Source organism: Nocardia sp. CA-290969, from assembly GCF_050936135.1.
GTDB lineage: Bacteria > Actinomycetota > Actinomycetes > Mycobacteriales > Mycobacteriaceae > Nocardia.
Genome location: NZ_JBNJNJ010000001.1, coordinates 6,865,789 through 6,889,906, shown reverse-complemented (window position 1 = coordinate 6,889,906; position 24,118 = coordinate 6,865,789). Strand labels below are relative to the sequence as shown.

The following is a 24,118-nucleotide window of genomic DNA, read 5'->3' as shown; positions in this document are numbered from 1 at the left end:
TATTCTCACCTGGTGTTTGTCGTCGCGATTCTGCTGTTCGTCCTGGCTCTCGTTGCCCTGACGACGGGCGTGCTCGGGCTCCTCGGCCGGCTGCCCGGCAACCGGTACATCGGGGTGCACACCGAGGCGGCGCTGCGCGACGAGACCGCGTTCCGCACCGCGAACCGGATCGCGGCTCCCACCTCCCTTGTTTCCGGGGCCCTGCTCGCCGCGGGCGGGCTGGTGGTGCTGGCCGCCGGCACGCTCACCGGCCTCCTGGTGACCGCGGGCGTACTGGTGATCGCCCTGTTCACCCTCGGTGCGGGCGCAAACGCCGGGGCCCGCGCCGCCGAGGCCATCGCCCCGCCGCCGGAGACCGGCGGTTGCGGTGGGTCCTGCGGGGGTTGTTCGCTGAAGAGCACCTGCGAACCCGCCGCCGCATCGCAGCCGGCCTGATCGTCAGCCCAGCCAGTCCAGTACCGAGGCCGCCGTCCACGACTGCTGCATACTGCCCAGCGGCTCCCCGGTGAACGGTTCGTAGTACTCCGCGAAGCTGCCGTCGCTGGCCTGCCGCAATGCTTCGGCACGCAGCATGAACGACCGCTCGGCCCAGCCGCGGTGCGCGAAAACCCAGGAGAACAGCCAGCTCATCACCGGCCATACCGGGCCGCGCCAGTATTCGCGGGGGCGGAAATCCTTCGATACCGGTGAGGTGGAGGGCGGCAGCGCGTACCGCAGGTCCGGATGGCCGCAGAACCGCGGCCCTTCGAAGATCCGCAGCAGGCTGCGTTCGGTGGCCCGAGGCAACCCGCCGCAGATGAGCGGCGCGAACATGGCCAGGGTTTCGGTGGTGATCCAGCGCCGCAACCGGGTGTCGTAGTCGCGGGCGGCGCCGGTGCGGGCGTCGGTGGTGGCGATCACCCCGGCGCGGAACCGGTCGGCCCAGCCGAACAGCTCCCGGGTATCGGCCTTCGGCTGGTGATACTCCTCACCGATCTGCCCCAGCACTTCGCAGGCCAGCGCGAAGATCGCGGTGACGAACACGTCCTCCACCGCGAAGTTCATCACGGTGCTCAGTTCGGTGTCGTCGTAGCGGGCACGCCGCATCTGCTCCACCAGCCACAGGTAGCGGTCGTATTCGCGGTCGGTGGGGCGCTGGGTGGGGTCGTCGATGATGAGCACGTCCTCGCGCCGGTAGGCGGGCAGGTCCGGACCGGGCAGGACGTTCTCGTAGGCGCGGTCCCACCGCGGCGAATTGTCCATCCCCGATTCCCAGCCGTGATAGAGCGTGATCCGGCCGCTGCCCAACGGGTCGCGGGCGTGCGCGAGCCAGCGATGCCAGCGCACCAGGTCGGCCCAGCGCCGGTTCAGGAACTCCTCGGCCACCGCCCGGGTACTGCGGCCGTGCCGGCGGGAATGGTCCAGGATGCGCTGCACCGCGATGGCGTGCACCGGCGGCTGGGTGATCCCGGAGGTATCCGGGCCGTCGGGCGCCTGCGCCGCCAGCAGCCGGCACTCCCAGCGGGCCGGGCCGGGAAAATAGCCGTCCACGCCGTTGGCGAACACGATGTGCGGGATCATCCCGTTCTTCCACTGCGCCGAGAGCAGGGTGTCGAGTTCGACCACCGCGCGTTCCACACTCAACGGTGCCAGCCCCACCGCCACGAACGCGGCGTCCCAGCTCCACATATGCGGGTAGAGCCGCGGGGCGGCGCTGGTCATGGTTCCCAAATCGTTGCCGCGCAGCAGATACGCCGCGCGCGCCGCGAGCTGCGTGGGGGTGAAACCGGGATGTGCCATCTCTACATCTTGCTTGTTCGGCCGGGCCGCACGCCCGGTTCGGTGGAGGGGTGATCGCAATATCTACCCAGCTACCGTTTCACGGGAATGAGCATCGGATTGCGCCTGTGTTGAATGCGCCGATCGCCGAGCCGCGTCACGGCACCGGCCCGGCGTCGCGACGCGTCGGCCATACGCCCCGGCAGGTGTTTCGCTCCGTCGGCCCGAGCGCGCGGGTCGCCGGCTTCGCCGCCGTTTTCCCGGCCACCACCGATGGCGACGAAACAGCGGCTCCGGCGAAGGCGCCGGGGCGACCTGCGGAATACAGTCGGGGAGACCCCCGATCCGCGCCCATGCGCGCGACGACCGAGTGAGGAGACGGTGCTGTGCAGGGAGCTGACTTGCCGGGCGACGCGCGGCCGGTGGCGTTGATCACGGGGGGTGGGCGCGGGCTCGGTGCGGCGATCGCCCGCGAACTCGCCCCCGATCACACGCTGTTGGTGGGCGGGCGCACAACGGCCGGACTGGAGAAGATTCTCTCCGAACTCCCCGGCGCGACCGGCTGGCCGGTGGAACTCACAGACTACAGCGCGGTGGCCGAGGCGGTGCGCCCGATCGACCGGCTGGATGTTCTGGTCCACAATGCCGGCGTCGCCGACCTGGGCACGATCGCCGAATCCTCGGTGCGCCAGTGGCGCGACACCCTGGAGGCCAATCTGATCGCGGTGGTGGAACTCACTCGCCTGCTCCTGCCGGCTCTGCGCGCCGCCGGGGGGCACGTGGTGCTGATCAATTCCGGTGCCGGCCTCCGGGCGAACGCCGGCTGGGCCTCGTACGCCGCGAGCAAGTTCGGTTTGCGCGCGTTCGGTGACGCCCTCCGGCTGGAGGAACGCTCGATACGGGTGACCTCGATCCATCCGGGTCGCATCGATACCGATATGCAGCGTGCGATCGTCGCCGGGGAGGGCCGGTCCTACGACCCCGCGGAATTCCTCCGCCCGGAAACGGTTGCCCGTGCTGTCCGCACGGCCATCGATACGCCGCCCGACGGCCATCCCACGGAGATCGTGCTGCGCCCCCGCTGAACCCGGCGCAGGACTTACCGCGGGCCGGCTCTGTGGGCCGTCCCCTGGTTCGCAGTACGACGACTGCGCGAATCCCGCGACGGTATTCGCGCCGAGCCGGGCGGCCGCACCGGCTGCTCACACCAGCCGATGCACGCGCCGGACATGCTCGGCACCGGCAACCTCCGGCGGCTCAGCCGAGAGCCGGCGGAGGTTGCTTGCGGCCGGCCGATTCAGTGTTCGTCGTAGTGCCCGTCGTGTGGGGCGTGGCGGTGGCCGTCGTGGATGTAGTCGACGTGGTCGCCGTGGGGTACTGCGACATGTCCGCAGCCCTCGCCGTGCACGTGCTCGTGTGACCCGTGTTCGTGGTGATCCCGGGGTTCGCATTCGTCGTAGTGCCCGGCGTGCTCACGGTGCAGATGCCCGTCGTGGACGTAATCCACATGATCACCGTGCGGCACGGCGACGTGCCCGCAATCCGGGCCGTGGACATGCTGGTGTTCGGTGTGCTGAGCGTGTGCCGTTTGCATCGGTGTTCCTTCTTTCCTCGAATCGGTCAGCTGGAACTACGCACACAGTTACATTATCAAGTGCGCATCACTGCAGATAGCTGGACATTCACCGATCTCGAGAGTTACAGTGCGCCCCGACCCCGCCGTGCAGTTCGCATCAGAAGCGCCCGATCCTGCAGCAACAGGGCGGCGAAGGTGCGGCCCGGCCGCCGCGGCACACAGCGTTTCACCGTCCGGGGCACGCCGATAGCAAACTTGTAGGCACCCGCGGCGGGGTCGGAGATAACCTGCCTGAGTTACCGAATCATCCGAGATCTAAACTTGATTCTAGGAATTTCCCGAAAATTCCTAGGCTCTCGCACCCTCCGCAGCGTAATGTCTCAAATGTTCGAAACCGCCGGGACACAGGCGATTCGGGTCCGGCGGAACTCGGACAGCGTGCTCGTCCCAGCTGTAAACCACCCTTGGCGACATCGTGATCAGATCGGACATGTGACCCCATGAGGATCCGCAAGATTGCCGCGGCCGTCGTGCCGCTGCTTGCCACCGCGACCTTCGGCTCGGCGGCCGCCCACGCAAACCCCACCCCCACCCCCGATATCGGTTACCGCACCGAACTCGTCGGCAAGAACGTGGTGACGACCCTGACGCACGGCAAGTTCGAGGTCGACGGCGAAACCGTCGATATCGTCGACGAATCCGGCGCCACCGTGGTCACCCTGCCGCTCGCGGTACGCGAGGGGACCACCGAATACCCGCTGCCGCACGCGATCCGCGACGACGGCCGGGTGTTGGAGCTCACCGCGGTCAAGGACCCCGCGAAGGCGCGTCCCACGGCAGCACCGCCCGCGACCGAGTTCGTGGCATCGCCGCAGGAAAACCTTGCGGCACAGAATAATTTCGCGTCCCAGTTCGGGCTCGCCACCGCCATCGGCGGTTTCGTCGGCACCGCCATCGGCGCATTCGTCGGGCTCGCCGGCATCATCGGCGGTCCGACTGTAATCGCCAGCGTGATCACCGGCGCGACGATCGGTGGCATCATCGGCACGATCGTCGTCGGCGGCCCGGCTCTCGTGATCGCGGCGGTGGACTTGGTCAACACGCTCACCGCGGCCCCGGGCACCACCCAGTGGGCGCCGAAAAAGACAGTCGGCGCGGGGAACTGACACCTCGCACACCGGGCCGGCCGACCAGCCGAGCCCCTCTCCTTCCTAACGTCTCGGGCCCCGCCATGGCGGCGGGGCCCGAGACGCATGATCGGGTACTGCCGGATTCGGGCAACGGCCTCATCCGGCAGCGACTCAGGCGATACCCGCGACCGATTCCGGATTGATCTGATCCCGCCAGGCCAGCGCTTCCCGCACCTGGGACAGGTCGTAGTCGGGCCCGTTGATTCCCACCGTGAACAGCGTCGCCCCCGCGGCGTGGTACGCCGGCGCCGCTTCGGTCCCGGGCCAGGCCACCGACCGTTCGATCTTCGACGGTTCCGTACCCACCCGCGCACAGTGCTCTTCGAGGATTCCGCTCTTGCGCGTGAACACATCGAGTTCACCGAAGCTGTGCCAGATATGCGCGTATTCGGCGACCAGCCGCAGCGTCTTCTTCTCGCCGCCACCACCGATCAGGATCGGGATCTCGCGCACCGGCTGCGGATTCAGCTTCCCCAGCCGGGCGGTGATCCGCGGCATGTACTCCTTCAGCAGGTCCAGCCGGCTGCCCGCGGTACCGAACTCGTACCCGTATTCGTCGTAATCCCGCTCGAACCACCCCGATCCGATTCCCAGGATGAGCCGGCCACCACTGATGTGATCGACGGTCCGGGCCATATCGGCGAGCAGATCGGGGTTCCGGTAGCCACCCCCGGTGACCAGCGCCCCGATCTCGACTCGTTCGGTCTGCTCGGCGAACGCCCCGAGCATGGTCCAGCATTCGAAGTGGGCGCCGTCGGGGTCGCCGTAGAGCGGATAGAAATGATCCCAGTTGAACACGATATCCACGCCCGCGTCCTCGGCCCGCAACACCGCGTCGCGAATGAGTCCGTAATCGGGGGCGTGCTGGGGCTGGAGCTGAATTCCGATCCGAACCGGTCGGCTCATCTGCATGACTCCTCGTAGTCGGGTTGATCTCCCGCACCCGAGGCTACTGCGTTCCCCACGCCGCCTCCTCGCGTACACGACCCGGCCGAGAACAGCGCCGGCCGGAACGGACAGCTCACGCCACGGCTAGCGATCGTGGGCCCCTGCCGCGGAAATGATCCACCCACCCCGTGGGTACGGACACTCGGCTCGGCCGTACCGCCGGGGCACCGGGCCGGGTGGGATGCGGTCGTAGGCGACGAGGGTCGCGTGGGCGACATGTTTGCGGGGGCAGTCGTGGTGGCGGTGGTGGTGCAGGGCGTTGTGGGCCTCGTCGAGGCTCAGCGGGGTGCCGGGTAGGCCACAGGTCCATGCGGTGGGAGTCGGCACCCGGTAGGTGTGGGTGCGGGGATACAGCGGAGGGTCGGCGGGCCAGATACAGCCGAGCGCGAGTACCGCGACACCGCAGACCGCCAAGGTGGCAACGGTCGTGGACAGGATGTTCCACAGGGTCATACCGGGACCTCGCCGGAGCCGAGGGGTGTGCTGGGTGTCCACACCATGGGTGGGCACACGGTTTCCAGCCGGTAGCCGAGATCGCAGATCCGGGTGGGTTGATTGTCGACCTGGCCGAGATCGAACGCGATGATCACCGCGGCCGAAAGTTCGGTGGCGAGTGCGCGGACGTAGGTGAGCGGGTCGGGATCATCGGCCGGTGGGCGCACGGTGTAGAGGTAGCGGTACCCGGAGTCCCGGGCGTGGCGCTGGATTTCGCGGGCATATCGGTCGGCGTGCTCGACGGACAGGTCGACGCGCACGAATCCGATCGCGGTCGGTATGTAGCCGGGCGGCGGCGCGGAGGGATACGGCATCGGTACTCCGGAATCGGTCGATGAAGGAAACGTTGGCGGCGTCCGATCCGCCCGGCACAGGCCCACAGCAGGATGCAATCGGCAGTGCGGAACGGCGCGGAAGCGCAATCGCATTCCGTGGCGGAACGGCCGATTCCGCAACGGAAAGCACTGGAACACAAACGATGTGGCGCCTTCGGCGGCCCGAACCTCGGGATCGCCCGAACGCCTGACCTAGGAGAACACGAGAGATACGCTGGTCACAGCCGAATCGACCGGCTCGAACGAGACTGCTGCGCTGTGCCAGAGCGGGATTCGAACCCTGTCGGCGGCTGATTCGATTTCGGGGTGCCATTTCATTCGTTTTTCCGAACGGAGAACAGCTATGACCAGTGACGACGGCGCCGAACCGTCGACCCTCCCGCGGCGGCAGCTGGGCCGGTTCCTGCGCGAGCACCGGGAAGCCATCGGGCTCACGCTCGCCAAGGCCGCCGCCTTGGTGGAACTGAGCCAGGCGGCGCTACAGCGCATCGAATCCGCACGGACGAAGAAGGTGCGCACGGTGGATGTGCGGGCATTGTGCGAGCTGTACGAGGTATCGCCGGAAGAGACTGCGCGAGCGCTGGACCTCGCGGAACAGGCGAAGGTGACGTCGTGGTACACGGCGTTCGCCGGGCTCTACAGCGACCCGACGTTCAATATGTACGTGGAGTTGTCGGCATCGGCGCGGCAACTGATCTCGTACCAGGAGATTGTGCTCGGTCTCCTCCAGACACCCGACTATGCACGAGCTCTGATCAGCGCCTTCTACCGAGAAGACAGCACCGAGGACATCGAGCGGCGCGTGGAACTGCGGATGAAGCGGCAGTCGATCGTCACCCGCAAAGCCGATCCGGTGCGCCTCGAGCTGCTGCTGCACGAGTCGGCACTGCGCCGAATAGTCGGCGGTCCGAAGGTAATGGCCAGGCAGCTCGCGCATCTGGCGGAGATCGGCAAGCGCCCGAATATCAGTATCCGCATCCAGCCGTTCACCGCAGGATATGCCAGTGGGTTGTTCCACGGTCCATTTGTGATTCTCGATTTCGGCACGGATTCCAAAGGGAGAGTCGTAGAACCACCACTTGTCTACTTCGAGGGGCATGGAAAGCCCGACCTCTATCTCGAGTCCGAGGCGGATGTACGACGCTACGATGAGCTTGCTTCGGAGATCAGAAGCACAGCGCACGATGAGGTGCGCTCGCGGGAACTGCTCAGGCGAGCTGCAAGAGAGTATGGGGCGTGACGATGGATCTATCCGGCGCGAACTGGTTCAAGAGCAGTCACAGCGGCGGCCAAACCGACTGTGTCGAGGTGGCGTGGCTGAACGACGGACAAGTCGGTGTCCGGGATTCGAAGGACGTCGGTGGCCCCGCACTCGCCTTCACCCATGGAGAATGGGCTTCCTTCGCAGCCGCGATCCGGCAAGGCCGCTTCACGTCGCCGGCCCGATAAAGACCTTCCATTGGTTCGAGAAGGCAAGCGAGGAGTGCGTTCGTGGCCCGGAGACCGTACATCGCGATCACACTGTTCGAGTTCACCTCCGACGCTCCGGACCATGTACCTCTGTACAGAGAAGACGTGACGCTCCTCTACGCGGAGTCCGAGGAGGAAGCGCGTGAACTCGCAGAAGCGAATTTCCGAAGCGACGCGGGGACCTACAAGAACGAGGCGGGCGACAACATCACCGTCACTCCTACCGCGGTGATCGACGTCGTGGCAGCGTTGACCGACGACCTGTCCGAGGGCGGTGACCTGTATTCCCGCCACTTCCGTGACTTCGAGGCCTACGCGAAGTGGGAGACGCTGCTCGACGGGTGAGCAGTTACGACGACGCAATGGCCGGCCACGGACGTCCCGGCGACATTCCTGCATGGGTTTCGTAACGGATGGGTACAGCCGGTTTCCGGCCGAGTTCCGGCGGTAGCATTTCGGGCGCGTCTCGTTGTCACGGCCTTCGGCGGGGTCGGCGAATACGCACAGAAGGAGGAGTTCGCTCATGCCTGTGTGCTCGACTCGCGACAATGTGAACATCTTTTACAAGGATTGGGGAAGTGGCCGCCCCGTCGTCTTCATCCATGGCTGGCCGCTGAATGCGGACGCCTGGGAAGATCAGATGAAATGCGTTGCCGATCACGGTTACCGCGGTATCGCCCACGATCGGCGCGGTCACGGGCGGTCGGATCAGCCGTGGAAAGGCTACGATTTCGACACCTTCGCCGACGACCTAGACGACTTGCTGACCAGCCTCGATCTGTACGATGTGACGCTGGTGGCGCACAGTATGGGCGGCGGCGAACTCGCCCGCTATATCGGCCGGCACGGTACCGGCCGGATCCAATCGGCGGTGCTGCTCTCGGCGATCCCCCCATTGATGATCAAAACCGAAAGTAACCCGGAGGGGGTTCCGGAAAAGGTTTTCGAGGAGATCAAATCCGGGATCCTCGGTGAGCGTTCTCAATTCTGGAAAGACACATCCGAGGGATTCTTCAGCGCGAACCGTCCGGGCACCAAAGCCACCCAGGGCAATCGTGATGCGTTCTGGTTCATGGCGATGCACGAGAGCATCGAAGCCGGCGTGAAATGCGTCGACGCGTTCGCGTATACGGATTTCACCGAAGACCTCCGGAAATTCGATATACCCACACTGATCGTGCACGGCGACGACGACCAGGTCGTGCCCATCGACGCCACCGGACGCAAATCAGCGGAAATCATCGCCGACGCGACACTGAAGGTATACGAGGGCGGTTCGCACGGTATCGCCCTGGTTCCCGGCGACAAGGAACGCTTCAACACCGACCTGCTGGAATTCCTCGACCGCTGAGCCCCGAGGGTCGTGTTGCCCGGCACTCGGGTAACGCGGTTCTTCGCGGATCAGGAACCGCTGCGGACGGCCGCCGACATTGCGCCGAGCGAATCGGCGGTGGGCTCGGGCGGGTGGCTGCCGGCAGTGCCGGCAGGTGGTCGGCGCAGGCTGCCGGATCTGGTTTATCGCGATTTCTCGACCGAGGCGCCGACCCCACTACCGTAGGCTGCCGAGAGCATGGTCGCGCGGGGCGGCCGGAGACAAGGCTGGGGAGGGTCGTGAAGTATTTCAACACCGCTGGGCCGTGTTACCCACAGATGCACTACATGCTGCCCGCAGTCGAACGCCTGCCCGATGCCCACCGCATGGTCGAACGCGGCCAATACTTCGTGCTGCACGCCCCCCGGCAAACCGGAAAGACCACCAGCCTGGCAAACCTGGCGCGCCAGCTCACCGCCGAAGGAAACTACCTCGCCCTGCATTTCTCCTGCGAAGCCGCGAGTTCCTTCGCCCACGATATCGGCGCCACCGAACAAGCCCTCCTCGGCCGGATCCACGCCGCCGGGCTGGCCGCCCACCTCCCACCCGAACTGATGCCGCCCACCCCATGGCCCGACGCTCCGCCCGGTACCGCACTGTCGGTCGGCCTGTCCGCCTGGGTCGCGCAATGCCCACGCCCGCTGGTCCTCTTCTTCGACGAAATCGACTCCCTGCGCGACGATGCCCTGATCAATACACTCCGGCAGCTGCGCGACGGCTATACCACCAACCGTCCCGGATTCGTGCACTCGATCGCCCTGTGCGGTCTGCGCGATGTCCGCGACTACAAAGCCGCATCCGGCGGCGATCCCTCCCGGCTCGGCAGCGCCAGTCCATTCAATATCAAAGTCAAATCCGTCCGGATGGGTGATTTCACCCGCGACGAAGTCGATGCGCTGTACGGGCAGCACACCGCCGCCACGGGTCAAGAGTTCAGTCCCCGCGCCCTGGACCTGGCGTTCCACTACACCCAGGGCCAGCCTTGGCTCGTCAACGCCCTCGCCGCAGAAGTGATCGACGAGATGCGGATCGAATCCACCATCACCGACGACCATATCGACCAGGCCAAAGAACGGCTGATCGTCGCCCGTGCCACCCACCTGGACTCCCTGGTCGACAAACTCACCGAACCCCGCATCCAGAAGATCATCGAACCGCTGATCGCCGGCACCACGCCCGACACCGACCCCACGTTCACCGACGCTCGCGCCTACGCCGCCGACCTCGGTCTCATCGCGCCCAACAACCCGATCCGTATCGCCAATCCCATATACAACGAGGTCATCCTCCGTGTCCTGGGGTCCGGCATCGAAGGCGTCATCGTTTCCGGCCCAGCCCAGTTCCGGCTGCCCGACGGCCGCCTCGACTTCGATCGCCTGCTCACCGAATTCGCCGCCTTCTGGAAAGTGAACGGCGAAGTACTCGCCGGCGACCAGCGCTACCACGAGGTCGCCCCCCAACTCGTCCTCATGGCGTTCCTGCACCGCATCGTCAACGGCGGCGGGTACATCGACCGCGAATACGGCGTCGGCCGCGGCCGTATCGACCTGCTCGTCCGGCAGCCCTACACCGACGAGACCGGCCACCGCGCCGAACAACGCGAAGCCCTCGAACTCAAAGTCTGGGCGGACAAACAGAAGGACCCCCTGGAACAGGGTCTCGACCAACTGGACGGCTACCTCGACCGCCTGGACCTCCCCACCGGCGTGCTGGTGATATTCGACCGCCGCAAGAAAGCGCTCCCGATCACCGAGCGCACCGCGTTCAGCGAAATCACCTCCCCCGCAGGCCGCACCATAATCCTCCTCCGCGCCTGATCTCGGCGCCAGGTCGGGGTTCCAGTAGTAACTGCCGAAAAACAACGGATATGGCGTAGCCGCGGTGGGCCGAGGCTGATTCGCGGGTTCGGCCTGCGGTGATCGCTGCGGACGGGGATCATCGAAGCGGGAGCCGACCGACGTCGCCGTCGACTCGACGCAAACCGTCGAGCACGACGGTGAGCAGGTGCCGAGCGCGCGTGCTCCACTCGGAGTCGTCGAGTCGGGTTAGATAGCCGATCAAGAGAATGACATCTCGGGCGTCCACGTCGGTGCGAATCGTGCCGTCGGCCTTGCCCGCATCGAGCAGGACGGTGACGGCATCGCCGATGGGCCCGCGGCTGTGCGCCGAAAGGTCCTGCCAGACCCCCACTTCCAGGGCGGTGAAAACCCATCGTTTGATCCGGGCGTAGTCGGCGACGCGGTCGAACCAGAGGGCCAGCGCCGTGACGGGCTCATTCTCCGCCAGTAGTACCGAGGCCGCGGTCACCAACTCTTCGACGTCACGTCGATAGACCGCGGCAAGCAGATCTTCACGGGTCGGAAAGTGCCGGTACAGGGTTCCTTGCCCTACGCCCGCCTGTTTTGCGATGGCGTTGAGCTTGAACTCCTCCGAGCTCGCTAGGGCACTACGCGCGGCAACGAGGATGCGGGCACGATTTTCGGCCGCATCGGCGCGCCGGCTGGGTGGGGTCAACGGTTCCTCGTCCCGACAGATGGCTAAGCGGACACATGTCCACTAATATGAAAGCTTAAGCGGACACGTGTCCACTATAGTCGAAGGGTCGAGATGTCAGGAATAAACCACAAGGTCGTAGCCATTACGGGGGCCAGTAGCGGGATAGGTGCGGCGACGGCACTCTTGCTGGCCGAGCGCGGCGCAGCCGTCGTCCTCGGGGCGCGGCGGACCGACCGTCTCGAGGATCTGGCGGTTCGAATCCGAGAACGAGGTGGGCGTGCCGTCATCTGCCAGACGGACGTAACCGAAAGCTCGGATCTCGTTCGCCTGGTCGACCGCGCGGTACAAGAATTCGGCAGGCTCGATGTGCTGGTCGGCAATGCGGGTATCAGCAAGATCGGACCGGTGGCCGAAGGAGATGTCGCCGGGTGGTCGGCGATGATCGATGTCAATCTTCGCGGAGTTCTGCACGGGATAGCCGCTGCGCTTCCAGTGTTCCGGAGACAGGGGGAAGGCCATCTGGTCACGACGGTCTCCACTTCCGGTTTGAAGATCGTTCCGAATCAGGCGGTCTATGCAGGTACCAAGAATGCGGTACGTACGCTCCTGGAGGCCTTACGCCAGGAATCGACCGACGGGGTCTTGCGTACCACCTCGATATCTCCCGGTGTCGTACGGACAGAGCTCGCGGACTCCATCGACAACGATGAGGTCCGGGACCAGATCCGGCGCAACATGCATGACTTCGCCATCGAGCCGGAGGCCGTTGCCAGAGCAATCGCGTTCGCCATCGAGCAACCCCGCGACGTCGAGATCGGCGACATCGTCATCCGCCCAACCCTCCAGGGATAAGCGCAGCCGGGCACAGCATCGCCTTGTTACCGGGTAACGCGGTGCCGCAACCGCCAGCGAATATCAGCCGCGGACGGCTGCCATCAGGGGGTCGAGTGATTCGGCTGTGGGGAGGGCGAGTGCGTGTGCGGCGACTGTGCGGGCGGCGTCCGGAGTCAATCGTTCTTCTACGTTGAGGTCGAACTTGCACGTGAGTTCGGCGTCGGAGAGCGGGTTGGCCGGGCCGCCGCGATTGTGGTCGACGCGGGCCTGGTGCCAGGCGCCGTCGCGGGTGCGGACGCGCAGGACCGCGGGGAACTGGTGCGGGTAGATCTCGTCGCAGCGGTCGTCGCTGTGCGCGGTGACCAGGCGGGCGAGTTCGAGTGTGCGTGGGTCCTTCGCCGCCTCGTCGGTGAAATCGGCGTGGCCCACACCGAGTCCCGAACCGCCGAGCAGCGCCCGGGCCACCGTGTACGGACCCGAGAACGCCGCGTGGTAGCCGGATTCGGGGGCGGCCTTGGCGGCGGGGGGTTCGGCGATGGTGCGGAGCACCGGTTTCGGGACGCCGAGCTGGATTTCGACGATATCGGCGGGGTCGATGTCGTGGCGGAGGATGCGGGCGGCGTCGATGCCGGCGTGGGTGAAGTGGTTGCAGGGGTAGGGCTTGAAGAAGATGCCGGGAAGTTCCCAGTGGTCGCCGAGGCGGTCGAGGACTTTCGCGGTGTCGGCACGGTCGCCGCAGAAGGCGTGCAGGAAACCGAAGCGGCCCTCGATCACCGTGGGCGGGCCGGTGAGACCGTGCCGCGCGAATTCCGCTGCGGTGACACCGGAATGGGCGGCCCAGCCGCAATGCGCGCGTTTGACGGTGCCGCCGGTGCGGTTGGCTTCCAGCAGGCCGGCGCCGAAGCTGGCGGCGATACCCATGGCGTCGGCGATACCTTCGGCGTCGAGGCCGTACAGCATGGCCGCGGCGGCGGCCGAGCCGACCGCGCCACAGATGGAGGTGGCGTGCTGGCCGCGTTCGAAGAATTCCGAATTGCCGAGTTCTTCGTCGTAACCGCCCATGCCCAGGCGGACGGCGATTTCGATACCCACGCCCGCGGCGTCGAGTACGGCGGCGCCGGTAGCGCCGGTCGCTTCACCGACCGCGAGGGCGGCCGGGACCACGGACGCCGAGGGGTGCAGTACCGACGGCAGGTGGGTGTCGTCGGAGTCCATCGAATGGGCGAGGGTGCCGTTGATCAGGGCGGCGGTGGCGGCGGGGAACTGTTCCCCGGTGCCGATACCGGTGGCGCGGGGGGCGCCGGCCCAGTCGCGGGCGACCGCGGTGACCGCGCGGGCCGAGGGCTGGTCGTGTGCCGCGAGAGAGTTACCGAGTACGTCGAGCACGCGGCGGGCGACGTCTTTGCGGAGGTCGCCGGGGAGTCCGTCGGTGCGGGTCCGATCGGCCAGCGCCGCCAGGCGGCCGACGACGGTGTTCTCCAGGTCGTGGCGGGTGTTCGTGCCGTTCTGATCAGGCATTACATGGTCCTCCGTGGTTTCCGTTTCGCTGCCCGACGCGCTGATGCTGTGCTCATGGGGCATGAGCGAGGGCTCTCCGCGGTTACGTCCGCTACCGCCCCGGCCCTGACTCGCTCATGCCGGGACTACCGCGACCGGGCGGACGGGCGATCCGGTGCCGCCGGTGATCCGCAGCGGCGCCATGACGAAGGTGAACTCGGTGAGTCCGCGGGCGCTCGCGGCTTCCAGGTTCAGGTGTTCGATGATGTGGATTCCGTTTTCCACCAGCAGGATCCGGTGGACCGGAAGCACACTGTGACCCTTACCCGCCGGAATGTGTTCGAACGCGGTGGTATCCGCGCCCGCCGCCACGATGCCCGCGTCCGCGAGCCACTGCGCGGCGCCCACTTCGGCACCCGGAACGCCGTCCTGCTGGCCGAGGTAACGCTGCGCGTCGTCGAAATGGCGGGCCCAGCCGGTACGGATGAGGACCACATCGCCGCGGCGTGGGGTCACGCCGGCCGCGTCGGCGGCATCGCGCAGGTCCTGTTCGGTGACGGCCTGACCGGCTTCCAGCGCCTCGACACCGCGCACGCGCGGGATGTCGAGCAGCAGTCCGCGGCGCAGCATGAACGGGATGTTCTCGGCGCCGTGCTTCGCGTGGCGCCCGCCGCGCTGCGCTTCCTCGGCGTCGATATCGCCGTGCAGTTTGCCGCAGTGGCTGACGTGCGAGAGAGCATCCACGTGGGTGCCCACGTGACCACCGGTCACGATGATCTCGTTGGAGGCCGAACCGCCGTCGGGACGGACCATATCGCCGTGCCGGCGGATCAGGGTCATCCGGAAGCCGGGATGGTTGGGCGAACACGGCATACCCGTCGTATAGGGATGGCCCAGCTCGACGACGTCGAGTTCGCTGCCCACCACCGCGCTCAACAGCGGGTCGGCGGTAACGGTCTGTCCGGTCATGCTCTCACTCCTCGTGCTGCTGTGGCCTGTGCTCGGTCGAGGACCACGCGGGCGTTCGCGACCACGGCGGGGTCGATGAACCGGCCGTTGTCGTCGAGCACCGCGGATTCGCCTGCCGCCATGGATTCGGCGGCACGGTCGACGATGCGGCGTGCCCGGTCCTGTTCCTCCGCCGTCGGCGTATAGGCCGAATTGACGATGTCGATCTGGCTGGGGTGGATCACGGAACGGCCGAAGAACCCCTGGGCGCGACCGGCCCGCGACGTTTCGGCCAGCCCCGCCGAATCATCCACAGCCGTCCACACGCTCTGGACCGGCGACGACAGTCCGGCGGCGCGGGCAGCGGTGACGATCCAGCCACGCGCCCACGCCAATCCCTCCGGTTCGGCGCGCATATCGGCGGCGAGATCCGCCTCCCCCAGCGCGATCCCGGTGACCCGTGGGTGACAGCGGGCGATCTGCGGCGCCGCGAGCAGACCCGCGGCGGATTCGATGATGGCGTGCACCGGGCAGTCGATACGTTCCGCCGTCGCCGCCACCGATCCGGGATCATCGGATTTCGGCAGCCGGACCCCGGCGGGTGCGGGCCCGGTGGCCAGCGCGGCCAGTTCGTATTCGAGCCACGGTGACCCGATTGCGTTGAGCCGCAACCAGATGTCGCGATCCGGCGGGGCGGCACGCACGGCGTCGAGTGCATTGCCCAGGGCCCGGTCTTTCGCGCCCACCGGTACCGCGTCCTCGAGGTCGATGACCACGGCGTCGGCGGCGCTGTCGATCGCCTTGCCGATGCGGTCGGCGCGATGCCCGGGAACGTAGAGCCAGCTGCGCGGGGTCATTTCGCCGCCACCGCCGGCCGGTAGCCGAGGGCGCGCGAAACCCGCTGGGCTGCTTCGCGAAGCGCGTTTTCGTGCCGCGCGCAGGCTTCCTCGGTCATCCGGTAGCTCGGCCCGCACACGGAGACAGATCCGATCACCGCGCCGTCGGCGCCGAACACCGGTGCCGCGATGGAACCGGCGCCCTCCTGCCGTTCCCCGGTCGACCGGCACACCCCGCGTTCGCGAGCTTCCCGCAAGGCTTCGCGCAGGGCGCCGGGGTCGACGATGGTTCCGGAGGTGAGCCGCGGCAGCGGCCGGGACAGCAGATCCTCCTGCTCTTCCTCGGAGAGGTGGGCGAGGATGATGCGACCCGACGAGCCGCTGTGTAGTTCGAAGCGACGGCCGAGTTCCACCGTCATCTTGATCTCCTGCGTGCTCTCGACCTGGTCGAGGTACACCCGCCCGCCCGGCAGGCGGCCGGTCACGGTCGCCGTCTCGCCGGTGGCGCGTTGCAGCTCCACCAGCGCGTCGCGGGCCATCCGGCGCAGCGGGGAGACGTCCAGGGCTCGCGCGCCGAGGGTCGCGGCGGCCGGTCCCAGCAGGTAGCGGCGCGTTTCGGGCTCGTAGAGCAGCAGTCCGCATTCCACGAACGTCGTCAGGATGCGGTGTGCGACGGCCTTGGAGATACCGGTCGAGCGGGCGATCTCGGAAACGCCGAGCGCGCTCGACCGGCGGCCGAACTCGAGCAGCACCTCCGCTGCCCGCGCGGCGGCGGTGGTGCCGCCACTCGAGGGCTCCATCCTGGCTCCGTTCTCTGGGTCGATCCGTTTGTCCACGGACATCAGCAAAGCCTGGGTACGCACACCGCGCTACCTGTCCTGGCCACCTTGCTCCGCTGTCGTCTTCACCGGGCCGCGCCGGGCGACGTACAGCCAAAGCCTGAACAAGTTGTACCGCTTAGCGAAACGATTGTCCAGACGGGTTCCGCCAACCGTTTCGCCGTTTCCTCCGGGTTAATCGTTTCAACAGGCACTTGTGTAGTGATTGACGAACGTGCATAGTGCAGGGGACCACATTCTGGCGTTCCGCTAGCCGGAACATGATAGGAGGAAGCGTGGACGGTCCGGATTTCGATCTCGTCGTCGCCGGCGCGGGCGGCGGGCTGGTCGCCGCGCTGCGCGCCGCCGAACTCGGCGCGAACGTCCTGGTGATCGACGCCGACGAGCACTTCCAGCGCGGCAACAACACCTCGATGTGCACCGCGATGATCCCGGCCGCCGGAACCCGCTGGCAGCACGCCGCGGGCGTGCAGGACAGCCCGGAACGTTTCCTCGACGATATCGCCCGCAAAACCGCAGGTACCGCCGACCACCGGGTCGCGCGGGCACTGGCCGGATCGAGCGCTGCGCTGGTGACCTGGCTGGCCGACAACCAGGAACTCGAACTCGAACTGGTCACCGATTTCCGCTACCCCGGCCATACCGCCGACCGCTGCCACAGCATCCCCGGGCGGCACGGGTCGCGCCTGCTGCGCCACCTCGTGCAGCGCGCACAGGCGCATCCCCGGATCGAGCTCATCGCCCCGATGAGCCTGCGTAACGTGCACACCGCGGACGGCCGGGTCACCGGGGTCGAGATCGCCACCCCCGACGGCAACAGCGAACACCTCACCACACCGGCCGTGCTGCTGGCGACCAACGGATTCGGCGCCGATCGCGACCTGGTCCGCCGCCATATGCCGGAAATCGCCGACGCCCACTACCACGGCGGCCGGTACAGCCGCGGGGACGCGTTGCGTATCGGCCGCGAACTGGGCGCCGACAGCGGTTTCCTCGACGCCTACCAGGGCCACGCCGCCCTGTCGTCGCGCAGCCAGACGCTCATCGGCTGGGCCACCGTCGTGCACGGCGGGGTCATCGTCGACAGCACCGGCCGCCGCTTCGCGCCGGAAACCACCGGCTACTCCGAATTCGCCGCCATCCTCGCCGGCCGGCCAGGCGGGGCGGGCTGGATCGTCATCGACGAACACATCGAAGAGCTGTGCTCGGTCTTCGACGATTTCCGCACCGTCGCCGAAAGCGGCTCACTGGTCCGGGCCGCCACCGCGGCCGGACTGGCGGAAAGTATCGGGGTCCCCGCGGCGGCGCTCGAGGACGAACTCGCCGCCGCTCACCGCGCCGCGACCGGGGCAGAACCCGACCGGCAGGGTCGCACCGATACCCGCCATCCGCTGACCGCGCCCTACATCGCGATCGCCATCACCCCCGCCCTGTTCCACACCCAGGGCGGTCTCGTGGTCGACGAACACGCCCGGGTACTTGCCGGTGGAGCACCCATTCCCGGCCTGTACGCCTCCGGCGGCGCCGCCATCGGTATCTCCGGCCACGGCGCCGGCGGTTACCTCGCGGGCAACGGCCTGATCACCGCTCTCGGCCTGGCCTTCCTCGCCGCCGAGCACGTGACCAGCGCGGTCGCTGCCTGACACCAGCGCAGCCGCGTGACAACTGAAGACATATCCAGATATTCGCCAGGAGAAGATATGACCACCTACCTGATCAAGAACGGCACCGTCGTACGCACCGAGGATTCGGCCCCCGCCGAGGGCGAGACCGCCGATATCCTCATCGTCGACGGCAAGATCGCGGCCATCGGACCCGATCTGACCGCCGAGGGCGCCGAGATCGTGGACGCCACAGGGAAACTGGTCTTCCCCGGCGTCGTCGACGCACACCAGCACTGGGGTATCTACAACCCGCTGGCCGAGGACACGCAGACCGAATCCCGCGCCAGCGCGCAGGGCGGCGTGACCACGGCGCTCACCTATATGCGCACCGGCCAGTACTACTTGAACAAGGGCGGCGCCTACGCCGACTTCTTCCCCGAGGTCCTGGACGCCTCCGCCGGCCGCAGCTATATCGACTACGCCTTCCACCTGGCGCCGATGTCCAAGCAGCACATCGGTGAAATTCCCGAACTGGCCGCGGATCAGGGCGTCACCTCGTTCAAGATCTTCATGTTCTACGGCAGCCACGGCCTGCACGGACGCTCCGCCTCGCAGAGCGATTTCCTGATGATCCCCGAGGACGAGCGCTACGACATCGCGCATTTCGAGTTCGTTATGCGCGGTGTGCAGAAGGCCCGCGAGCAGTTCCCCGAACTCGCCCCGCACATCTCGCTGTCGCTGCACTGTGAAACCGCCGAGATCATGAGCGCCTACACCAAGCTCGTCGAAGAAGAGGGCAAGCTCACCGGGCTCGCCGCCTACAGCGCCTCCCGCCCGCAGCATTCCGAGGGCCTGGCGGTGACCATCGCGTCCTTCCTCGCCGACGAAACGGGTCTGCCGAATATCAACCTGCTGCACCTGAGCTCGGCCAAGGCGCTGAAGGCCGCCATGAAGATGGCCGAGGCGTTCCCGCATGTGAACTTCCGCCGCGAGGTCACCATCGGGCATCTGCTCACCGATATCGACAACGCGAACGGGCTGGGCGCCAAGGTGAATCCGCCGATCCGCCCGCGCGAGGACGTCGAGGCGCTGTGGGAGCACCTGCTCGCCGGGAACATCGACTGGGTCGTCTCCGATCACGCCTGCTGCAAGGACGAGGTGAAATTCGGCGAGGACCGCGACGATGTGTTCGCCGCCAAGTCCGGTTTCGGCGGCACCGAATACCTGCTGCCCGGCCTGATCACCGAAGGCCGTAAACGTGGCCTGTCGCTGCGCCGCATCGCCCAGCTCACCGCCTCGAACCCGGCCGACCGCTACGGCCTGCCCGGTAAGGGCCGGCTCGCCGAGGGGGTCGACGCCGATATCGCCATCGTCGACCCCGACCGCACCTGGACCGTGCGCGCCGCCGATTCCGAATCCACCCAGGAATACACGCCGTTCGAAGGTTTCGAACTCGGCGCGGCCGTCACCGACACCTTCGTGCGCGGTAACCGGGTGCTGGCCGACGGTGTGGTCACCGGTGAGCCGACCGGCCGCTACATCTCCCGGCCGTACTGAGGGGCGCACTGTTGACCGACGAGAAACAGCCGACCGGGCCGCTGCGCGGAATCAAGGTCCTGGATGCCTCCACCATCCTGGCCGGACCGCTCACCGCGCAGATCCTGGGCGATTTCGGCGCCGAAGTGATCAAAATCGAGCATCCGCAGAAACCGGACGGGATGCGCGGGCACGGTCTCGACAAGGACGGTGTTCCGCTGTGGTGGAAGATGGTCAGCCGCAACAAGCAGACCGTCACCCTGAACCTCAGCACCCCCGAGGGTCAGGCCATCTTCCGCGATCTCGCCGCCGAAGCCGATGTGGTGGTCGAGAACTTCCGGCCGGGCACGTTCGAACGCTGGGGTCTATCCTATGCCGAACTGTCGGAACGTAATCCGGGCCTGATCCTGCTGCGGGTCACCGGGTTCGGGCAGCACGGTCCTTACTCGAAACGTCCCGCGTTCGGCACCTTGGTCGAATCGATGAGCGGTTTCGCCCATCTCACCGGCCAGCCCGACGGGCCGCCCACCCTGCCGGCGTTCGGGCTCGCGGATTCCATCGCCGGCGTCGCCGGATCGTCCGCGGTGTCGATGGCGCTGTTCGAACGGGAACGCAACGGCGGCACCGGTCAGGAAATCGACCTCGACCTGCTCAGCCCGATCATGACCGCGGTCGGCCCCGGCGTGATCTACGCCGACCAGCTCGGCATAGACCAGCAGCGCACCGGGAATCGGTCGCAGAACAACGCCCCGCGCAACCTGTACCGCACCCGCGACGATCACTGGCTGGCCATCTCCACCAGCGCGCAGGCCATCGCCGAACGGGTGATGCGGATAGTCGGGCATCCCGAAGTGATCGACGAGGACTGGTTCGCCACCGGCCGCACCCGCGCCGAACACGCGGACCTGCTCGACGAATACGTGGGCGGCTGGATCGCCGAGCGTACGCGCGACGAAGTCACCAGCGTTTTCGAAGAAGCCGGTGCCGCCGTGGCACCGGTCTACCGGCCGAGCGATCTGCTCAAAGATCCCCAGGTCGTCGCCACCGACATGGTCACCACTGTCGACGACGACGAACTCGGCCCCATGCGCATGCAGAACGTCATGTGGCGCATGACCCGATCCCCCGGTGCGATCCGTCACACCGGTAGACCCGCCGGTGCCGATACCGACAAGGTCCTCACCCACCTCGGGCGCAGCCCCGAGGACATCGACGACCTGCGGGCCCGCGGGGTCATCTGACCCCGCTACTGCTTCATCCGAGGAGTTCGCTATGAAATCGCGTTGGTGGACAATCGCCATCATCTTGGGCCTGGTGGTGGTGAATTATGTCGATCGCAGTGCCATCTCGTTCGCGGCCACCGATCTGAAAGCCGAATTCGGGATCACCCCCGGGCAATACGGCATCATCAGTTCCGCATTCTCGATCGGCTACATGCTGTTCGCCCTGCTCTCCGGGCCGCTGGTCGACCGCTGGGGTTCGCGGCGCGTGCTCATCGCGGGCATGTTCATCTGGGCCGCGGCCACCGCGCTCACCCCGTTCGCGGGCGGGTTCATCGGCCTGATCCTGCTGCGGATCGTCCTCGGTGCCGGGGAGGCCCCGTGCTTCCCGGCCGCGACCCGTGTCGCCAGCCGGTGGCTGCCCGTCCACGAACGCGGAAAGGCACTCGCGCTCATCGGCGGTGTGGCGGTCTCGGGCAGCCTGCTCGTCGGCGGTCCGATCCTCACCCAGCTGATCGCCTTCACCGGCTGGAAGGGCATGTTCTGGGTGCTGGCCGTGGCCGGCGTCGCCTGGGTGATCCTGGCCTACCCGTTCCTGAAGAACTCGCCGAGCGAGGCGTCGTTCGTGTCGAAGGAAGAACTCGACTACATCCGGGCCGGTCAGATCGACGGCGAGGACAGCGGGCACGAGTCGAGCACCGACTGGGGCGAGATCCTGCGCAACCGCAACCTGTGGCTGGTCGGGCTCGGCTACTTCGCCTGGGGATTCATGTTCTGGGCGTTCATGTACTGGCTCCCGCAGTACCTGGAACACGAATTCGGGCTCTCCATCAAGGAAGTCGGCGGATTCTCGGTGGCGCCGTGGGCGTCCGGTGTGGTCGGTGCACTGCTCGGCGGCATCCTGGTCGACCGCGTCTACAAGCGCACCCAGAGCATCCGGTCGCGATTCCTCATCATCGGTGTGGCCCTGCTGCTGGCGGGCGCGTCGATCGTCCCGATCCTGTTCTTCCCCGGCAACCTGACCGTCGCCCTCATCTGCATCTCCGCCGGTGTCGGCTTCGGCTTCATCACCGGCGGCATCTGGTGGGTGGCCTCGATCGACGCAGCGCCCTCGCAGCCCGGCACCGCCGCCGGTTTCGCGGACGCCTGCTTCGCCCTCTCCGGCATCATCGCTCCCTCGGTGATGGGCTTCATCGTGGGCCGCACCGGCACCTACAACGGTGGGTTCATCGTCATGACCGTCCTCTGCCTGATCGGCGCGGCCGCGATGCTCTTCTTCACCAAGGAGCCGGAACGCGCGCCCCTCGGCACCGACCCGGAAGGTGAACTCGCCCCCGCGAAGTAACCCATCCCCGGCGTGCTCACCGCTCGCCGGGCAAGACGGCACCGCGTAACCGATGAGGGATTACGCGGCACCGTCCCCGATTCCGGCGCCGCTCTCGCCCCCTCCACAGAGAGCGGCGCCGGACCCGTATCTCCCGACACCGCGGGCCACACCGCGCGGATGAGGTGAATGTGGGCGCTGTCCTCGGAGCACGGTCTGTTCCGGAAAACGCCTCCGCGAGAACACTTCCGCCCGTGAATCGGCGGGCCGGTTGTGGTTCGATTGCGATGTGAACGAGCAAGGGGGACGCCCCGAGGGGCGTGCGGTTCTGAAGGTCGTCCTGATACGCGGAGTGGCGGGATGTGTAGGACTGGCGCTGACACTCGGCGCGTTGTTCTTCCTTTCCGACCCGATCAACGTGGTCGCGTACTACCTGGGTTACGGCGAGAAAATGCAGGTCGAGGTCATCGAAGGGGCGACGAACAACTCACCGGACCGCGATGAACCGGGTCTGGGTCGCGTGATCGGGGAAGACCGGACCGTCGGCGTGTACGGGGTCACGGCCGGCGAAGTGGTCACCGCGCGCCCGCGGCTCCTCGATCTCGGGGCGGCGGAAATGAGATTCGTCTACACCGGCCACGCTTCGGTACTGCCCGGGCTGTTCTCGATATTCGGCTGCCTCGTACTGGGCCTTCCGGGCTTGCTGTTCCTGCTCGTCGGCTTCGGCACGAAATCCCTGTTCGAGAAGGCCACCCCGGTGCTACAGAGATTCAACGCCCGGATGGAGAAGCGGGCAGCCCGCAAACAAACCGGATAGCGATCGACACAGAGCAACGTGGCCGACCCGACGTACCGTTGGGGATGTGCCTACATCGCCACCGCGGCAACCCTTCCCGGAAATCGAACCCTACGAGTCCGGACTGCTGGATGTCGGCGACGACAACCTGATCTACTGGGAAACCAGCGGGAACCCGCACGGCCGGCCGGCCCTGGTAGTGCACGGCGGCCCCGGCGCCGGGGGCCGGCGGGGCGCGCGGCGGACATTCGACCCGGACGTTTTCCGGATCGCGCTGTTCGATCAGCGCGGATGCGGGGAGAGCCGGCCGCACGCCGCCGATCCCGCGGTCGATATGGCGCACAACACCACCGAACATCTGCTGGCCGATATGGAAATGCTGCGCGAGCACCTCGGTATCGAACAATGGCTGCTCTACGGGGGTTCGTGGGCGTCCACCCTCATCCTCGCCTACGCCGAACGTCATCCCGAGCGGGTCAGCGGGATCGTGCTGGTCGGCGTCACCATGACCCGTCCGCAGGAGATCGACTGGCTGTACCACGGGCTCCGGCTGTTGCTACCGGTCGAGTGGGAGCGATTCCGCAACGGTGTGCCCGCCGCGGAGCGCGACGGCAATCTGGTGGAGGCGTATCGCCGGCTGCTGGAACACCGCGACCCAGCGGTCCGCGAGCGGGCCGCGCACGAATGGTGTGCCTGGGAGGACGCGGCGATCGCCCACGAAACAACGGGTGCGCCCGGCCAGTACTCCGCCCAGCCGGACGCCGCCCTCTTGGCGTTCGTCCGCATCTGCACCCACTACTTCGCGCACACCGCATGGCTCGAAGACGGCCAACTACTGCGCGACGCCCACCGGCTCGCCGGAATACCCGGCGTTCTCATCCACGGCCGCCTCGACCTGTCCGCACCCCTGCGCACCGCCTGGGAACTGGCCCGCGCCTGGCCGGACGCCGACCTGCGGATCATCGGCGACTCCGGCCATACCGGCAGCCCCGCCATGAAGGAAGCGGTCCTGGAAGCAATCGCCCGGTTCGGAACCTGATCGCC

Annotated in this window: 25 protein-coding genes; 15 read left to right on the top strand and 10 right to left on the bottom strand. The window is 67.1% G+C overall.

The genetic code is table 11. From position 1 onward, the window contains the following. Positions 1-12: 12 nt before the first annotated feature. Positions 13-435, top strand: coding sequence for an SdpI family protein (locus ACQEVO_RS31460; protein WP_432920049.1), 423 nt, complete (start codon positions 13-15; stop codon positions 433-435). Between the two features lie 3 nt (positions 436-438). Here ACQEVO_RS31460 and ggh read toward each other — a convergent pair whose 3' ends face one another. Then, positions 439-1,779: a glucosylglycerate hydrolase gene (ggh, locus tag ACQEVO_RS31455; RefSeq protein ID WP_432920048.1), complete on the bottom strand. Its 1,341-nt coding sequence runs from the start codon at positions 1,777-1,779 to the stop codon at positions 439-441. A 365-nt stretch (positions 1,780-2,144) separates the two neighbouring features. Here ggh and ACQEVO_RS31450 point away from each other — a divergent pair, with 365 nt between their 5' ends. After that, positions 2,145-2,843, top strand: a complete 699-nt coding sequence (locus ACQEVO_RS31450) for an SDR family oxidoreductase (protein ID WP_432920047.1) — start codon at positions 2,145-2,147, stop codon at positions 2,841-2,843. A gap of 212 nt (positions 2,844-3,055) precedes the next feature. Here the strand turns inward: ACQEVO_RS31450 and ACQEVO_RS31445 are convergent, their stop codons facing one another. After that, positions 3,056-3,352, bottom strand: coding sequence for a hypothetical protein (locus ACQEVO_RS31445; RefSeq protein ID WP_432920046.1), 297 nt, complete (start codon positions 3,350-3,352; stop codon positions 3,056-3,058). Between the two features lie 482 nt (positions 3,353-3,834). Between ACQEVO_RS31445 and ACQEVO_RS31440 the strand changes: the two genes are divergently transcribed. Further along, positions 3,835-4,500 carry an ammonium transporter gene (locus tag ACQEVO_RS31440; RefSeq protein WP_432920045.1) on the top strand — a complete coding sequence of 222 codons (666 nt, stop codon included), beginning with the start codon at positions 3,835-3,837 and terminating at the stop codon, positions 4,498-4,500. A gap of 135 nt (positions 4,501-4,635) precedes the next feature. On the opposite strand, the gene ACQEVO_RS31435 is transcribed toward ACQEVO_RS31440, so the two are convergent. From ACQEVO_RS31435 to ACQEVO_RS31425, 3 genes are all read right to left on the bottom strand, one after another. After that, the gene (locus ACQEVO_RS31435) at positions 4,636-5,430 is read right to left on the bottom strand and encodes an LLM class F420-dependent oxidoreductase (RefSeq protein WP_432920044.1); all 795 of its coding nucleotides are present in this window, start codon (positions 5,428-5,430) and stop codon (positions 4,636-4,638) included. Positions 5,431-5,556: 126 nt separating this feature from the next. Then, entirely contained in the window at positions 5,557-5,925 is a 369-nt protein-coding gene (locus ACQEVO_RS31430; protein ID WP_432920043.1) for a hypothetical protein, read from the bottom strand. Then, positions 5,922-6,281, bottom strand: coding sequence for a hypothetical protein (locus ACQEVO_RS31425; protein WP_432920042.1), 360 nt, complete (start codon positions 6,279-6,281; stop codon positions 5,922-5,924). Before ACQEVO_RS31425 ends, ACQEVO_RS31430 begins: the two co-directional genes overlap by 4 nt. 364 nt (positions 6,282-6,645) lie before the next feature. Here ACQEVO_RS31425 and ACQEVO_RS31420 point away from each other — a divergent pair, with 364 nt between their 5' ends. The 5 genes from ACQEVO_RS31420 to ACQEVO_RS31400 all read left to right on the top strand — a co-directional run bounded on the left by ACQEVO_RS31420 (position 6,646) and on the right by ACQEVO_RS31400 (position 10,961). Beyond that, the gene (locus ACQEVO_RS31420; protein WP_432920041.1) at positions 6,646-7,542 is read left to right on the top strand and encodes a helix-turn-helix domain-containing protein; all 897 of its coding nucleotides are present in this window, start codon (positions 6,646-6,648) and stop codon (positions 7,540-7,542) included. 2 nt (positions 7,543-7,544) lie between these two features. Then, positions 7,545-7,751 (top strand): DUF397 domain-containing protein, encoded by a 207-nt coding sequence (locus ACQEVO_RS31415; protein WP_432923209.1) that lies wholly within the window; start codon positions 7,545-7,547, stop codon positions 7,749-7,751. A gap of 42 nt (positions 7,752-7,793) precedes the next feature. Then, positions 7,794-8,117 carry a DUF4288 domain-containing protein gene (locus ACQEVO_RS31410; protein WP_432920040.1) on the top strand — a complete coding sequence of 108 codons (324 nt, stop codon included), beginning with the start codon at positions 7,794-7,796 and terminating at the stop codon, positions 8,115-8,117. A 178-nt stretch (positions 8,118-8,295) separates the two neighbouring features. Beyond that, positions 8,296-9,123 carry an alpha/beta fold hydrolase gene (locus ACQEVO_RS31405; RefSeq protein WP_432920039.1) on the top strand — a complete coding sequence of 276 codons (828 nt, stop codon included), beginning with the start codon at positions 8,296-8,298 and terminating at the stop codon, positions 9,121-9,123. 308 nt (positions 9,124-9,431) lie between these two features. Beyond that, a complete protein-coding gene (locus ACQEVO_RS31400) occupies positions 9,432-10,961 on the top strand; it encodes an ATP-binding protein (protein WP_432920038.1) in 1,530 nt (509 codons plus the stop codon). A 118-nt stretch (positions 10,962-11,079) separates the two neighbouring features. Here the strand turns inward: ACQEVO_RS31400 and ACQEVO_RS31395 are convergent, their stop codons facing one another. After that, positions 11,080-11,658: a TetR/AcrR family transcriptional regulator gene (locus ACQEVO_RS31395; protein WP_432920037.1), complete on the bottom strand. Its 579-nt coding sequence runs from the start codon at positions 11,656-11,658 to the stop codon at positions 11,080-11,082. A 93-nt stretch (positions 11,659-11,751) separates the two neighbouring features. Between ACQEVO_RS31395 and ACQEVO_RS31390 the strand changes: the two genes are divergently transcribed. Further along, positions 11,752-12,492: an SDR family oxidoreductase gene (locus ACQEVO_RS31390; RefSeq protein WP_432920036.1), complete on the top strand. Its 741-nt coding sequence runs from the start codon at positions 11,752-11,754 to the stop codon at positions 12,490-12,492. 63 nt (positions 12,493-12,555) lie between these two features. Here the strand turns inward: ACQEVO_RS31390 and ACQEVO_RS31385 are convergent, their stop codons facing one another. The 4 genes from ACQEVO_RS31385 to ACQEVO_RS31370 all read right to left on the bottom strand — a co-directional run bounded on the left by ACQEVO_RS31385 (position 12,556) and on the right by ACQEVO_RS31370 (position 16,555). After that, a complete protein-coding gene (locus tag ACQEVO_RS31385) occupies positions 12,556-13,992 on the bottom strand; it encodes an MmgE/PrpD family protein (protein ID WP_432920035.1) in 1,437 nt (478 codons plus the stop codon). Between the two features lie 114 nt (positions 13,993-14,106). Continuing rightward, the gene (locus ACQEVO_RS31380; RefSeq protein WP_432920034.1) at positions 14,107-14,940 is read right to left on the bottom strand and encodes a cyclase family protein; all 834 of its coding nucleotides are present in this window, start codon (positions 14,938-14,940) and stop codon (positions 14,107-14,109) included. Next, positions 14,937-15,776 carry an HpcH/HpaI aldolase/citrate lyase family protein gene (locus ACQEVO_RS31375; protein ID WP_432920033.1) on the bottom strand — a complete coding sequence of 280 codons (840 nt, stop codon included), beginning with the start codon at positions 15,774-15,776 and terminating at the stop codon, positions 14,937-14,939. Before ACQEVO_RS31375 ends, ACQEVO_RS31380 begins: the two co-directional genes overlap by 4 nt. Further along, positions 15,773-16,555, bottom strand: coding sequence for an IclR family transcriptional regulator (locus tag ACQEVO_RS31370; RefSeq protein ID WP_432920032.1), 783 nt, complete (start codon positions 16,553-16,555; stop codon positions 15,773-15,775). Before ACQEVO_RS31370 ends, ACQEVO_RS31375 begins: the two co-directional genes overlap by 4 nt. Before the next feature lie 314 nt (positions 16,556-16,869). On the opposite strand from ACQEVO_RS31370, the gene ACQEVO_RS31365 reads away from it, so the two are divergent. From ACQEVO_RS31365 to pip, 6 genes are all read left to right on the top strand, one after another. Continuing rightward, positions 16,870-18,237: an FAD-dependent oxidoreductase gene (locus tag ACQEVO_RS31365; protein ID WP_432920031.1), complete on the top strand. Its 1,368-nt coding sequence runs from the start codon at positions 16,870-16,872 to the stop codon at positions 18,235-18,237. Between the two features lie 57 nt (positions 18,238-18,294). Continuing rightward, entirely contained in the window at positions 18,295-19,755 is a 1,461-nt protein-coding gene (locus tag ACQEVO_RS31360) for a dihydroorotase (protein ID WP_432920030.1), read from the top strand. Between the two features lie 11 nt (positions 19,756-19,766). Continuing rightward, complete coding sequence (locus tag ACQEVO_RS31355) at positions 19,767-20,975, top strand: CaiB/BaiF CoA transferase family protein (protein ID WP_432920029.1); 1,209 nt, start codon at positions 19,767-19,769, stop codon at positions 20,973-20,975. Positions 20,976-21,006: 31 nt separating this feature from the next. Next, positions 21,007-22,299, top strand: a complete 1,293-nt coding sequence (locus tag ACQEVO_RS31350) for an MFS transporter (protein ID WP_432920028.1) — start codon at positions 21,007-21,009, stop codon at positions 22,297-22,299. A 268-nt stretch (positions 22,300-22,567) separates the two neighbouring features. Beyond that, positions 22,568-23,095 carry a hypothetical protein gene (locus ACQEVO_RS31345; protein ID WP_432920027.1) on the top strand — a complete coding sequence of 176 codons (528 nt, stop codon included), beginning with the start codon at positions 22,568-22,570 and terminating at the stop codon, positions 23,093-23,095. Between the two features lie 46 nt (positions 23,096-23,141). Then, positions 23,142-24,113: a prolyl aminopeptidase gene (gene pip / locus ACQEVO_RS31340; protein WP_432920026.1), complete on the top strand. Its 972-nt coding sequence runs from the start codon at positions 23,142-23,144 to the stop codon at positions 24,111-24,113. The last annotated feature ends 5 nt before the right edge of the window (positions 24,114-24,118 follow it).